This window comes from Streptomyces sp. S465 (assembly GCF_026898115.1).
Lineage (GTDB): Bacteria > Actinomycetota > Actinomycetes > Streptomycetales > Streptomycetaceae > Streptomyces > Streptomyces luomodiensis.
In genome coordinates, this window is sequence record NZ_CP114036.1 from 4,352,007 (window position 1) to 4,367,301 (window position 15,295).

The 15,295-nt window shown below is 75.2% G+C and carries 1 protein-coding gene; it reads right to left on the reverse strand.

The genetic code is table 11. The features are described from left to right. Positions 1-77 precede the first annotated feature (77 nt). Positions 78-15,290, reverse strand: a complete 15,213-nt coding sequence (locus N6H00_RS18370; protein WP_268972845.1) for a non-ribosomal peptide synthetase — start codon at positions 15,288-15,290, stop codon at positions 78-80. Positions 15,291-15,295: the final 5 nt, after the last annotated feature.

Sequence of the window (15,295 nt, forward strand, 5' to 3'; positions counted from 1 at the left end):
CAAGGAAATGTGGGTTCGGGATGTCGCGATCGTGCACCGAAGACATATCCAGGTGATCGCCTCCGGCAATTCCTGGTTCAGTTCTTTCGATCCAGGGTTTCGCGGACCACCCGGCCGATTTCGGCCAGCGGTACCGGCTGAAGCATCTGCCGGTGCTCGCAGTCCACCTCGTGGACCGTCATCCGCCCGCCGACGTAGGGCGCGATCCGGTCGGTCCAGCTCGCCACCTTGCCCGCCGGGTCGTCGGGGAAGTCCTCGGACTCGGTGGCCACGAACAGCAGCACATCGCCGTCGTAGACCTCGGGTTCATGGCCCAGCGTCAGCTCCCAGTTGTGGTTGTTGACCTGGCCGATCCGCAGGATGTCCGGCTCCTCGAAGGTGGCCAGCGCACTGCCCTCGGCCCGGAGGACCTCCATCACCGCGCCGTACTCCAGCGGACCGTCCCCGAAGGCGCCCGGGTCGTGCCCGGCGAAGTCCAGCAGCACCGCCAGCACCTTCTGCTCGTCCGCGGCGGCGAACGCCTCGCCGAACTCCTCGGCGGGCATCGGCGGCTGGTCGAGGTTGACCAGTACGCCGACCTCCTCGCCGGCCCGGCGCAGCTGGACCGCCATCTCATGGGCGACCAGGGCGCCCATGGACCAGCCCAGCAGGTGGTAGGGGCCGTGCGGACGGACCGCGCGGATCTGCTCGACGTAGTCCGCGGCCATCTCGGAGATCGAGGCGGGCAGCGCCTCGGCACGGGCGATACCGCGGGCCTGGAGGCCGTAGACGGGCCGGTCGGCGGGGAGGTGGCGGAGCAGCCCCGCGTACATCCAGCTGACGCCGCCGACCGGGTGCACACAGAACAGCGGCGGCTGGTCCCCGCCGGTGCGCAGCGGCAGCAGCACCTCGAAACCGCCGTCGCCGGTGTCGGCGGCGCCGGGCGCGTCGGTGGCGTCCCGCCCCATCAGCTCGATCAGCTCGGCGACGGTGGGCGCCTGGAAGACCGCCCGGTTGGACACCTCCGCGCCGAAGACCGACCGGATGCGGCTGACCAGCTGGATGGAGACGATGCTGTCCCCGCCCAGTTCGAAGAAGTTGTCGTCGATGCCGACCCTCGGCAGCCGCAGCAGCTCGGCGAAGAGCCCGCACAGCAGCTCCTCGCGCGGATTGCGCGGGCCGCGGCCGCCCCCGGCGGACGTGCCGAAGTCGGGGGCGGGCAGCGCCTTGCGGTCCACCTTCCCGTTGGGGGTCAGCGGCAGCGCCGCCAGGGGGACGAACGCGGCGGGCACCATGTACTCCGGCAGCACGGCGGCCACCCGGTCGCGCAGCGCGCCGATGTCCGCCCGGCCCGCACCGCTCCCGGCGGCCGGGACGACATACGCCACCAGCTTCTTGCTGCCCGGCCGGTCCTCGTGGACCACCACCGTCACCTGGGCGACCTCTTCGGCGGCGGCCACCGCGGTCTCGATCTCGCCGAGTTCGATCCGCAGGCCGCGGATCTTCACCTGGTGGTCGGCCCGGCCGACGAACTCCACCCGCCCCTCGGCGTCCCACCGCACCAGGTCACCGGTCCGGTACATCCGCGCCCCGGGCGGGCCGTACGGATCGGCGGTGAACCGCTCCGCCGTGAGTCCCGGCAGGTTCACATAGCCGCGGGCCACCCCGGCGCCCGCCAGGTACAGCTCGCCGACCACGCCCGGCAGGGCCGGCTCCAGCCGCTCGTCCAGGACGTAGGCCCGCATCCGGTCCATGGCCCGGCCGATGGGCACGGTCGTCCCCACCCGGTGCGGGGCGCGCATCGGGTGGCAGGTGGCGAAGGTGGTGGTCTCGGTGGGCCCGTAGACGTGCACCACCTCGGTGTCCGGGCAGGCGTCCAGCACCCGCTGGAAGGCGCCCGGGGACACCTGCTCACCGCCGGTCCACACCTGCGCCAGACCGGCGAAGCAGCCCGGGTCCTCCTCGGCCATGAGGTTGAACAGGGCGGTGGTGAGGAAGACCGCGGTCAGCCCGTCGCGTTCGGCGTGTCCGCGCAGCCGGCCCGCGTCGAGCTGACCGGGCGCGGCCAGGACGCAGGTGCCGCCGCCGAGCAGCGGGGCCCACATCTCGTACGTCGAGGCGTCGAAGGCGTGCGGGGAGTGCACCAGCACCCGGTCGTGTCCCCCGCCGCGCCAGTGGCCGTCGGCCGCAAGCGCCACCACGTCCTGGTGGGTGATGGCGATGCCCTTGGGCCTACCGGTCGAACCGGAGGTGTACATGATGTACGCCAACTGGGCGGCCGACAGCGGTACGGCGGGGTCGGCGGGCTCGTTCTCCTCCCCCCGCGGCCGCTCCTCGTCGACCACCAGCACATGGGCCGAGTGCGCGAACTCCACCCCGGCCATGGCCCGGTCGGTGAGCAGCGTGCCCGCACGCGTCTCGGCCACGATCGACTCCAGCCGCGCGACCGGGGCCCGGGAGTCCAGCGGTACGTACGCCGCCCCGGCCTTGAGCACCGCGAGCGTCGAGACCACCAGCTCCACCGAGCGGTCCTGGAGGATCGCCACCCGGTCGTCGGGCCGGACGCCCAGCCCGATGAGGCGGTGCGCCAGCCGGTTGGCGCGGGCGTTGAGCTCGGCGTAGGTCAGGGTGACGCCGTCCGCGACCACGGCCGTGGCCCCGGGCGCGGCCGCCACGCGTGCCTCGAACCGCGAGACCACCGTGCCGGCGGGCACCTCCTCCGCCGTCTCGCCCGCACTCGGCAGCAGCCGCGCCCGCTCCTCCGGGGCCATCAGCTCCAGCCGCCCCAGCGGCGCCTCGGGGTCGGCGACCGCCGCCGTCAGCAGCCGCACCAGCCGCTCGGCCATGGTCTCCACCGTCGAGCGGTCGAACAGCGCGCTGTTGAACTCGATGCCCGCGCCGAGCACCGGTACGGACCCGGCCCCGTCCTCGGCGGACTCCTCGGCGAGCGCCTCGGCGGACGCCTCAGCAGGCTCCTCCGCGAAGGCGAACGTCAGGTCGAACTTGGCGATGTCGGCACCGGCCGGCTGCGGCTCCAGGGTCAGTCCGGGCAGCTCCAGGTCGGCCGGTTCGTTGTTCTGGTAGCTGATCGCGACCTGGAACAGCGGGTTGCGGGCCAGCGACCGGACCGGGCTCAGCTCCTCGACCAGCCGCTCGAAGGGCACGTCCTGGTGGGCGTACGCCGCCAGGTCCGCGCTCCGCACCCGCTCCACCAGCGCCCGGAAGCCCGGGTCGCCGGAGGTGTCGGTGCGCAGCACGAGGGTGTTGACGAAGAAGCCGACCAGCTCCTCCAGCGCCTGGTCGGTCCGGCCCGCGACGACCGTGCCCAGCGGGATGTCCGTACCGGCGCCGAGCCTGGTGAGCAGCGCGGCGACGGCGGCCTGGAGCACCATGAAGGGGCTGGCCCCGGTGGTGCGGGCGAGGTCGAAGACGCCCCGCGCCAGGTCGGCGCCGATCGGCACCGGCACCGTCTCCCCGGCGTGTCCGGCCTCTGCCGGGCGGGGGCGGTCGGTGGGCAGGCTCAGCTCCTCCGGCAACCCGGCGAGCGCGTCGCGCCAGTGGTCCAGCTGCCGGGATATGGCGCTGTCCGGGTCGTCCTCGGCGCCCAGCGTCCGCCGCTGCCACAGGGCGTAGTCGGCGTACTGCACGGGCAACGGGGCGTACGCGGGCGGCCGCCCCTCGAGCCGGGCGCGGTACGCGGTGCCCAGGTCGCGGGCGAACGGGGCGAGCGAGGCGCCGTCGCCCGCGATGTGGTGCACCACCACGAGCAGCACGTGCTCATGCGGGGTGAGCCGCAGCAGCCGGGCGCGCAGCGGGATGTCCGCCGTCAGGTCGAAGTCCTCGGCGGCCGCGGCGGCCAGGGCCGGCTCCAGCCCCTCCGGGGTGACCTCGGCGACCTCCAGCGCCACGGGGGCCTCCCCGGGCGGCAGGACCCGCTGGGCGGGCACCCCGTCCCGGACCGGGAAGACCGTCCGCAGGCTCTCGTGCCGGGCCGCCACATCGGACAGCGCGGCGCGCAGCGCACCGGTGTCCAGCTCGCCCCGCAGCCGCACGGCCAGCGGGATGTTGTACGTGCCGGTGCCGCCCTCGACCTGGTTGATGAACCACAGCCGGCGCTGGGCGTACGACAGCGGGACCGTCTCCGGCCGCTCCGCCGGGCGCAGCTCCTCCCGCGCCCCGGCCGCCCCGGCCAGCCGCCCGGCCAGCGTGGCGACGGTCGGCGCCTCGAAGACGACCCGCACCGGGAGTTCCGCGCCCAGCACGGTGCGGATGCGGTTGACCAGCCGGGTCGCCAGCAGGGAGTGGCCGCCCAGGTCGAAGAAGCCGTCGTCGATGCCGACCTCGTCGACCCCCAGCACCTCGGCGAACAGCCCGCACAAGGTCTCCTCGCGCGGGTCGCGGGGGGCGCGCCGCTCACCGGCGGCCCCGTACTCCGGCACCGGCAGCGCCTTGCGGTCCACCTTGCCGTTCGAGGTCAGCGGCAGGGCGTCCAGGACGACGACGGCCGCGGGCACCATGTAGCCCGGCAGCTCGCCCGCGAGGAACCCGCGCAGCTCGGCGGGGGTGACCGGCGCCTCGGTGACGGCATAGCCGACGAGCCTGCGGTCCCCGGGCCGGTCCTCCCGCACCACGACCGTGGCCTGGGCGACGTCCGGGTGCGCGGCGAGCCGGTTCTCGACCTCGCCGAGTTCGATGCGGAAGCCGCGGATCTTCACCTGGTCGTCGGCGCGCCCGACGAACTCCAGCTGTCCGTCGGCCCGCCAGCGGACCACGTCCCCGGTGCGGTACATCCGCGCCCCGGGCGGGCCGAAGGGGTCGGCGGTGAACCGCTCGGCGGTCAGCGCCGGCCGCCGCAGATAGCCGCGCGCCAGCCCCGCCCCGGAGACGTACAGCTCCCCGGCCACCCCGGGCGGCGCAGGCCGCAGCGAGCCGTCCAGCACATAGGCCCGGGTGCCGGGCACGGGCGCGCCGATCGGCGGGAGGCCGGTGTCGGCGGCCAGTGGCCCGCTGGTCGTCACCATGACGGTGGACTCGGTCGGCCCATAGGCGTTCACCATCCGGCGGCCGGGCGCCCAGCGCGCCACCAGCTCCGCCGGGCACGCCTCGCCGCCCACCACCAGGCCCCGGAAGTCCGGCAGTTCCTGGGCGGGGACGGTCGCGAGCGCGGCCGGCGGGATCAGGGCGTGCGTCACCCGGCGCTCGGCGAGCACCTCGGCGAGCGGTTCGCCCGCCAGCGGCCCAGGGGCCGGCACCACCAGGGTGGCGCCCGAGGTCAGTGCGGCGCACAGCTCCAGCACCGAGGCGTCGAAGCTGGGCGAGGAGAACTGGAGCACCCGGCTGTCCCCGGTGACCGCGAACCGCTCCCGCTCCGCCGCGGCGAAGGCGGCGAGGCCGCGGTGGGTGACCACCACGCCCTTGGGCACCCCGGTCGAGCCCGAGGTGTAGATCACGTAGGCCGGCCCGTCCACCCGAACCCGCGCCGGGTGCGCATCGCCTGCGGCGGCGTCGGCGGGACCGGCGTGGCCGACGGAGTCGGCAGGACCGGCGGGATTGGCGTGGCCGACAGGGCCGACGTGGCCAGCCTGGCCACCGGAGTCGGTGGGGCCGACGGGGCCGACAGGGCCAGCCTGGCCACCGGAGCCACCGGAGCCACCGGAGCCACCGGAGCCACCGGGACCACCGGGACCACCGGGACCACCGGGACCACCGGAGCCGACAGGTTCCGCCTGGCCGCCCAGACCGGCGAGGTCGTCGAGCACGATCAGCGGCCGGTCCGGGGCGGTGGGCACCACCTCGGTGTACGCCCGGGTGGTGAGCACCGCGACCGGACGGGCGTCGTCCAGCATGAAGGCGATCCGCTCGGCCGGATAATCGGGGTCCACCGGCAGATACGCGGCGCCCGTCCGCATCACGGCGAGCGAGGCGACGACGGACTCGGCCGACCGGCCCAGGACCTGCGCCACCACGTCCTCCGGGCGCACGCCCGCGGCCGTCAGCACCCGGGCCAGCCGGTCCGCCCGCGCGGCCAGTTCCGCGTAGGTCAGGGTCTCCTGGGCGGACTCGACCGCGACGGCGTCCGGTGTCTGGGCCACCTGGGCCGCGAACAGCTCGCCGAAGGTGGCCGGTTCGGGCGCCGTGCCCGTGTCGTTCCAGCGTGCCAGCCGGGCCCGCTCCTCGGCCGACAGCAGGTCCACCGCCGCCACCGGGCGCGCCGGGTCCTCGGCGAACGCCTCCAGCAGCCGCACCAGCCGCTCCCCGAGGGCGTGCGCGGCGGCCTCCTCGAAGAGGTCGGGGCGGTAGTCCAGCTTGAGGCTGAAGGAGCGGGTGCCGTCGGTGACGGCGAGCTGGAGCGGATAGTGCGTACCGTCCTGGATCTCGGCGTCCACGACGCCGAGCCCCTGGGCGGCCTCCTCAAGCCCGCCGGAGTCCACGGGGAAGTTCTCGAAGGCGGTGGAGGTGTCGAACAGCGCACCGCCCGCGTCGGCGAGCCGCTGGATGTCGGTGAGCCCGAGGTATTTGTGCGGCAGCAGGTCCAGCTGCCGCTCCTGGAGCCGGGTGGCCACGTCCAGCAGGGTGTCGCCGCGTTCGACGGTGACCCGCACCGGCAGGGTGTTGATGAACAGGCCCACCATCGTCTCGACGCCGGGGAGTTCGGCCGGGCGCCCGTTCACGGTCTCGCCGAACAGCACGTCGTCGCGGCCGGTGACCGCGCCCAGCAGCAGCCCCCACGCGGCCTGTACCACGGTGTTCTTGGTCAGCCCGTGCCGGCGGGCCCGCGCGGTGAGCGCGGCCGCGGCCTCCGGCGACAGTTCGGCCTGCCAGGCGTCCGGCCGCACCGGCCGGCGGGCCGGGTCGGCCGGGGCGACCAGCGTCGGCTCGTCCACCCCGGCCAGCGCGGTGCGCCAGGCGGCCTCGGCCGCGTCCCGGTCCTGCTCGGCCAGCCAGGCCAGGTAGTCGCGGTACGGGGTCACCGCGGGCAGCCCGGAGGCGTCCCCGCGCCGCCCGTACAGCTCGAACAGCTCGGCCATGACCAGCGGTCCCGACCAGCCGTCCAGCAGGATGTGGTGGTTGGTGAAGAGCAGCCGGTGCTCGTCCTCGCCGAGCCGGATCAGGGTGAACCGCAGCAGCGGCGGCCGGCGCAGGTCGAAGCGGGTGGCGAGGTCGTCGGCCAGCAGCCGCTCCACAGCGGCCGTGCGGCCCGCCTCGTCGAGCCCGCTCAGGTCCACCTCGGACCAGGGCACGTCCACATCGCGCGGGATGACCTGGAGGGACTGGCCCCGCCCGCCCGGCTGGAAGGCGGCGCGCAGGTTCTCGTGGCGCGCGAGCACCGTGCGGGCCGCGTCGCGCAGCGCCGCCGGGTCCAGCTCGCCGCGCAGGTCGAGCGCCATCTGGACGTTGTAGACGTCCGAGCCGCGCTCGTCGTAGCGGGCGTGGAAGAGCAGCCCCTCCTGGAGCGGGGAGAGCGGGAGGACACCGGCGAGTCCCTGGTACGCGGCCGCCAGCCGGTCGATCTCCGGCTGGTCGAGGTCCACCAGGGGCAGGTCGGACGGGCTGAGCCCGCCGGCCTCGGGGCGTTCGGCGCAGGCGACCAGGGCGCGCAGCGCCCGGAACCAGGCGCGGCCCAGTTCCCGTACGTCCGCCTCGGTCAGCAGCCGGGTCGGGTAGATCCAGTTCGCCACCAGACGCGGACCGTCGGGGTGGGTGACGGCGCTGGCCGTCAGGTCGAGGGTGTGCGGCAGCGGCATCGCGGCATCGGCGACCGCCGACAGATCACCGGTCGCGGAAGGCTCCTCGGGGACGTCGGTGTGCGGTGACTCGCCCAGCCGGCCCAGGTAGTTGAAGCCGATCTGGGGTTCGGGGAAGCGGCCCAGCGCGCGGGCGGTCTGCGGGTTGAGGTGGCGCAGCAGACCGTAGCCGACGCCGTTGTCGGGGATGGTCCGCAGCCGCTCCTTGACCTGCTTGAGCGCGGTGCCGACGGCCGGTCCCGCGGCCGCGACGTCCGCCGCGCCGAGCGCTCCCGCGTCCAGCCGCACCGGGTACAGGCTGGTGAACCAGCCGACCGTGCGGGACAGATCGGCGCCGGGCACGATCTCCTCCCGGCCGTGGCCCTCGAGGTCGATCAGGACCTCGGAGCCCTCGCCCCGCCCGGTGGCGCGGCGCCACTGGGCGACGGCGATGGCGAGCGCGGTCAGCAGGACGTCGTTGACTCCGGCGCGGAAGGCGGCGGGCACCCGGCCCAGCAGCGGTCCCGTCACCTCGGCCGGCAGGGTGAAGCGCAGGTGGGCGGCGGTGCCCATGGTGTCCTGGGCCGGGTCCAGCGGCTCTTCGGTGAGCAGCGGGTCGGGGCCGGTCAGCATGGTGCGCCACAGCGTCAGCTCCCGCATCCGCTCCGGTTCCCCGGCGGCCTCGGTGAGCGCTTGCGACCAGCGGCGGAACGAGGTGCCCACGGGTTCCAGCGCCACCCGGCGGCCCGCGCCCAGCGCGTCGATCGCCGCCTGGAGGTCGGGCAGCAGAATCCGCCAGGACACCCCGTCGACCACCAGGTGGTGGGCGACCAGGGCCAGCTGGCCGGGGGTGTCGGGGCCGGCGTCGAACCATACGGCCCGCACCATCCGGCCTTCGTCGGGGGCGAGTTCGGTCTGGGCGGCGGCGATCTCCTCGGTGGCCCGCCGGTCCAGCTCCGCCTCGTCGTACCCGGCGCGCACCAGCTCGGTGACGTCGACCCGGCGCAGCACCTCCTCGGCCCGTACGGCGCCGGGCGGGGCGATCTCCAGCGACCAGCCGACGTCCTCGGCGATCCGGGTCAGGGTCATCCGCAGCGCGTCGTGGTGGTCCAGGACCGCCCGCAGCGCGCTGTGCAGCGTCCCCAGGCCGACACCGGGCGGGACGGGCATCGACATGGTCTGGTTGAACTGGTCGATGGTGCCGCCGCGTTCGCGCAGCCAGTGGATGATCGGGGTCAGGGGCACGTCCCCGACGGCGTCCGGGACGGCCGGTTCGGGGGCGGCCCGGTCGGGTTCCTCGGCCGCCCCGACGGCCGCGGCCAGGGCCGCGACGGTCTTGTGCGCGAACACGTCGCGGGGGGTGAACCGCAGCCCCTCCTTGCGGGCGCGGCCGACCAGCTGGATGGAGATGATGCTGTCGCCGCCCAGTTCGAAGAAGCTGTCGTCCACGCCGACCCGCTCGACCCCGAGCACCTCGGCGAAGAGGGCGCACAGCGTCTCCTCGGCGGCGCCGCGCGGCGCCCGCGCGTCCTGCGACGCGCCGCCGAACGACGGGGCGGGCAGGGCCCGGTGGTCGAGCTTGCCGTTGACGGTGAGCGGCAGGGCGTCGAGGGTGACGAACGCGGCCGGGACCATGTGGTCCGGCAGCGCGGCCGCGGCGTGCTCGCGCAGCTCCCGGCCGCCGGGCTCGCGGCCGCCGGCCTCCCGGCCGGCCGGCACCACGTAGGCGGCCAGCAGCTTGCGGCCCGGCTGGTCCTCGCGGACCCGCACCGCCACCTGGCCGACCGCCGGATGCGCGGCGAGCACGGCCTCGATCTCGCCGAGTTCGATCCGGAAGCCGCGGATCTTCACCTGGTCGTCGGCGCGCCCCAGGTACTCCAGCCGCCCGTCCGCCGTCCGGCGGGCGAGGTCGCCCGAGCGGTACATCCGGTCGCCCGGTGCGCCGAACGGATCGGCGACGAACCGTTCGGCGGTGAGCCCGGGGCGGCCCAGATAGCCACGCGCCAGGCCCGCGCCGGAGATGTACATCTCGCCGGGCGCGCCCGGCAGGACCGGCCGCAGGGCGGAGTCCAGCACCCGCACCCGCAGGTCGGGGATGGCCTCGCCGATCACGCTGCCGGTCGCGGCGGCGGCGCCCGCCCGGTCCAGTGCCACATGGCTGACGTGCACGGTGGTCTCGGTGATGCCGTACATGTTGACCAGCACCGGCGCCCGGTCGTCATGCCGCTCGTACCAGTCCTGAAGCCGCCACAGGTCCAGCGCCTCGCCGCCGAAGACCACGGTGCGCAGGGCGAGCCGCCGGCCGAGGGCCGGGTTGTCCCGGTCGGCGCCCATCAGCTGGTAGAAGGCGGAGGGGGTCTGGTTCAGCACGGTGACCCGCTCGCGCACCAGCAGCTCCAGGAACCTTTCGGGGGAGCGGCTGACGGCGTGGTCCACCACCACGAGCCGGCCGCCGTGCAGCAGCGGGCCCCAGATCTCCCACACCGAGAAGTCGAAGGCGTAGGAGTGGAACATCGTCCACACGTCGTCGGGTCCGAAGCCGAACCAGTGGTCGGTGGCGGTGAACAGCCGCACCACGTTGCGGTGCGGGATCTGCACGCCCTTGGGGCGCCCGGTCGAGCCGGAGGTGTAGATGACGTACGCCGGGGAGTCGGGGGTGAGGGCGGCGGTCCGGTCGGCGTCGGTGGGGTCGGTGTCCGGGCGCCCGGCGAGCCCGGCCCGCACCGCCGGGTCGTCCAGGGCCACCACGGGCAGCCCGTCCGGGAGCGCCCCGGCCACGGCGGCGCCGGCGCCGGCGCCGGTCAGCACCAGCGCGGGCGCCGCGTTACCGGCCATGTAGGCGATCCGCTCGGCCGGGTAGTCCGGGTCCAGCGGCACATACGCGGCTCCCGCCTTGACCACGGCCAGCAGCGCCACGATCGTCTCGGCCGAGCGCGGCAGCGCGAGTGCGACCCGCCGCTCGGGGCCGGCGCCCCGGGCGATCAGCTCATGGGCCAGCCGGTTGGCGCGCGCGTTCAGCTCGCGGTAGGTCAGCGCGGTGTCGCCGGAGACGACGGCGGTGGCGTCCGGGCGGGCGGCGGCCGCCGCCTCGAAGACCTCGGTGAGGGTGCGGGGCGCGCTCTCGGGCTGCTCCGTCCCCTCGGCGTGCGCACCGCGTTCGGCGGCGGTCCGCAGGTCCACCCGGCCCACCGGGAGCGCCGGGTCGGCGACGAACGCCTCCAGCAGCCGCACATAGCGGTCCGCCAGGGTGCGCACGGCGTCGGGGCCGAGCAGGTCCGGGCGGTAGGACCAGGTCAGGGTCAGCTCGTCGCCGCGCTGCGCGGCCAGCAGGCCGAGCGGATAGTGCACCGCGTCCTTGACGTCGGCGTCGACCACGCCGAGGTCGCGGGCGGTGGACTCCAAGGTCTCCGCGTCGACCGGGTAGTTCTCGAACACCACCAGGGTGTCGAACAGCTCCCCGGTACCGGTGAGCCGCTGGATGTCGGCCAGCCCCAGGTACTGGTGGGCCATCAGCCCCGACTGCCGGGTCTGGAGCCGGTGCGCCATCTCCAGCAGGGTCTCCCCCGGCCGGGCGTCCACCCGCACCGGCAGGGTGTTGATGAACAGCCCGACCATGGACTCCACACCGGGCAGCTCCGGCGGCCGCCCGGAGACGGTGGTGCCGAAGACCACGTCGTCCCGTCCGGTCAGCTGACCCAGCACCACGCCCCAGGCGCCCTGCACCAGGGTGTTGACCGTCAGCCCGTGCTCACGGGCGGCGGTGAGCAGCCCGGCGCTCAGGCTTGCGGGCAGCTCCTGCGTCCACCGCTCCGGGGTGGCGGGGGCGCGTTCGGCGGCGGGGCCGCCGAGCAGCAGGGTCGGCTCGGTGACCCCGTCGAGGGCGGCCCGCCAGGCGTCCTCGGACGCCTGCCGGTCCTGCTCGGCGAGCCAGGCCAGATAGTCCCGGTACGGGGTCACCGGGGGCAGCCCGGTGTCGTCGCCGCCGCGCCCGTACAGCTCGAACAGCTCCCCGATCAGCAGCGGCATCGACCAGCCGTCCACCGCGATGTGGTGGACGGTCACCACGAAACGGTGCCGGTCCTCCGCGAGCCGGATCAGGGTGCAGCGCAGCAGCGGCGGGGTGGCCAGGTCGAACCGCGCGGCGCGGTCCTCGGCCAGCAGCCGCGCCAGCTCCGCCGCCCGCCCGGCCTCCTCGGCCCCGCTCAGGTCCACCTCGGCCCAGGGGAGTTCCGCCTCGCGCGGGACCACCTGGAGGGAGCGGCCCGCCGCGGAGGTACGGAACGAAGCGCGCAGGTTGTCGTGGCGGCGCAGCAGGGTACCGGCGGCCCGGCGCAGGGCCGCCGCGTCCAGCGGGCCGTGCAGTTCCAGGGCCGACTGGATGGTGTAGACGTCCGGTGCCGACTCGTCGTACACCGAGTGGAACAGCAGGCCCTGCTGGAGCGGCGAGAGCGGCAGGACGTCCACCAGCCCGCCGGGCGCGGCCTGGAGCCGGTCGATCTCGTCCTGGCCGATCTCCACCAGCGGCAGGTCGGACGGGGTGAGGCCGCCCGCGCCGGGGGCCTGGGCGTGTGCCGCGAGGGCGCGCAGCGCCTCGAACCACAGCCGGGCCGCCTCGGTGACCTCCTCGTCGGTGAGCAGTTCGGCGGAGTAGGTCCAGGAGGCCACCAGCCGCTGCCCGTCGGGGTGGGCGAGGGTCGCGGCGTTGACCTCGAGGGTGTACGCCAGCGGCATGGCGGCGTCGCCCGCGCCGGTGAGGTCGCGGACCCGCACGGTGTCGGCGGCCTCGGCGTCGGCCGCGTCCGCCTCGCCCATCCGGCCCAGGTAGTTGAAGCCGATCTGCGGTTCGGCGAACCCGGCCAGCTCAGGCCCGGTCTCGGGGTTGAGGTGGCGCAGCAGGCCGTAGCCGATGCCCTTGTCCGGGATGGCCCGCAGCTGCTCCTTGACCGCCTTCAGCGCGGTGCCCAGCGCCGCGCCGCCGGCCCACAGCTCCTCCTCCGGCAGCGCGCCCGGGTCCAGCGCCACGGGGAAGAGGCTGGTGAACCAGCCGACCGTACGGGACAGGTCGATCCCCTCGGCGATCTCCTCACGGCCGTGGCCCTCCAGCCCGACCAGCACCGCACCGCCCTCGCCCCGGCCGCGCTCCCGGCGCCAGCGGGCCACCGCCAGCGCGAGCCCGGTCAGCAGCACGTCGTTGATCTGGGCGTGGTAGGCGGCGGGGACCTGGTTCAGCAGCGCTTCGGTCACCTCGGCGGGCAGGGTCAGCGTGACCTGGCGGGCGACGCCCACCACGTCCCGCGCCGGGTCGGTCCGCCGCCCGGCCAGCAGCGGGTCGTCGGTGGCGGCGATGGTGCGCCACAGCTCCAGCTCGGCCACCCGCGCGGGGGTGGCCGCGTTCTCCGCCAGCAGGTGGGTCCAGCGGCGGAACGAGGTGCCCACGGGCTCCAGTTCGGGGGTCTTGCCGTTGCCGAGCGCCTCCAGCGCCGCCTGGAGGTCGGGCAGCAGCACCCGCCACGACACCCCGTCGACCACCAGGTGGTGGGCGACGACGGTGAGCCGCCCCGGCGCGGTGGGGCCGGCGTCCACCCACACGGCCTGGAGCATCCGGCCGTCCTCGGGCGCCAGCCGCCCCATCGCGGCCCGCACCTCCGCCTCGTCGCCCGGCGCCGCGACGCGCCGCACACAGTCCTCGGCCCGCACGGCACCCACCGGGGCCACCGCGAGCGCCCAGTCGGCGCCGGGTGCGCGGGTCAGCCGCAGCCGCAGCGCGTCGTGCCGGTCCAGCAGCGCCTGGACGGCGGTGTGCAGCCGGGCGAGGTCCAGGCCGGCCGGGACCGGCATGGTCATGGTCTGGTTGAACGCGTCGACGGGGCCGCCCTGCGCCTGCTGCCAGCGCATGATGGGCGTCGGCACGATCGGGCCGACCCCGTCCTCCGCGGTCACGGCCGGCTGCCGCGGGCCGTGGTCGAGCGCGGCGAGCCGGGCCACCGTGCGGTGCTCGAAGACCTGCCGCAGGGTCAGGTCCAGGCCCTCCTTACGGGCCCGGTGGGCGAGCTGGATGGAGGAGATGCTGTCCCCGCCCAGCTCGAAGAAGCTGTCGTGGACGCCGACCGTCTCCACGCCCAGCACCTCGGCGAACAGCGCGCACAGCGCCGCCTCGCGCTCGGTGCGCGGCGCCCCGCCCGACGCCTCCTGCGCCTCCTGCGCCTCCGGTGCGGCCGGGGCGGCGGGCGCCTCGGCGGCGGCCTCGGCGGTCACCAGCCGGGCCCGGTCCTCGGGCGTGAAGGCGGGCACCGAGCCGGCGGGCCGCTGCGGGTCGGCGGCGAACGCGGCCAGGACGGCGAGGAACCGGTCCAGGATCTCCCGCCCGGCGCCCGCCACGAAGAGGTCGGGGCGGTAGTCCAGCCGCACCGTCATCCGCTCCCCGCGGACCGTGCCCTCCAGGTTGAGGGTGTAGTGGGTGGCGTCCACCGTGGTGGCGGCGACCGCGCCGATGCCCTCGGCGGAGTCCTTCAGGGTGTCGGTGTCGATCGGGTAGTTGGCGAAGATGGTGATCGCGTCGAACAGCTTCTCCTCGCCCGCCAGCTGCTGGATCTCGGCGAGCCCCAGATGCTTGTGGGCGAGCAGCTCGCTCTGCCGGTCCTGGAGCCCGCGCACCAGCTCCGCCAGCGGGCGCTCGGGGTCGATGCGCAGCCGTACCGGCAGGGTGTTGATGAACAGCCCGACCATCGACTCCACCCCGGGCAGCTCCGGCGGCCGCCCGGAGACGGTCTCGCCGAACACCACGTCGTCCCGCCCGGTCAGGCCGCCCAGCACCAGCCCCCACGCGGTCTGCACCACGCTGTTGAGGGTCAGGCCCAGGGAGCGGGCCCGGCGGCCGAGCGCGGCCGCCAGCTCGGCGTCCACCTGCTCGACCAGCGTCTCGGGCAGGGCGGGGCCGCGCCGGGGGTCGGGCGGGGCCACCAGCGTCGGGCCGTCCACCCCGGCCAGCGCCCGCCGCCACGCCTCCTCCGCCTCGCCCTGGTCCTGCTGGGCGAGCCAGGCCAGGTACTCGCGGTAGGAGACGACGGGCGGCAGCTTCGAGGCGTCGCCACCGTTGGTGTAGAGGGCCATCAGCTCGCCCAGCACCAGCGGCATGGACCAGCCGTCCAGCAGGATGTGGTGGGCGGTGAACACGAAGCGGTACTCACGGTCGGCGAGCCGCACCAGGGAGAACCGCAGCGGCGGCCGCGCCAGGTCGAACCGCCGGGTCCGGTCCGCCGCCAGCAGCCGCGCCAGCTCCGCCTCCCGGTCCGCCTCGGCGACCTCGCGCAGATCGTGCTCCGCCCAGTCCGGTTCGGCCTCGCGCAGGATCACCTGCACCGGCTCGCCGGACTTGCGGTTGCGGAAGGACGCCCGCAGGTTGTCATGGCGGCTCAGCACCGTCTCCACCGCGCCGCGCAGCCGTCCGGCGTCGATGTCCCGGCGCAGGTCCAGGGCCATCTGGATGACGTAGACGTCCGCGCCGGCCTCCTCGTACAGGGCGTGGAAGAGCATGCCCTTCTGGAGCGGCGACAGCGGCCACACGTCCACGAAGCCCGGCTTCGTCACTTCGC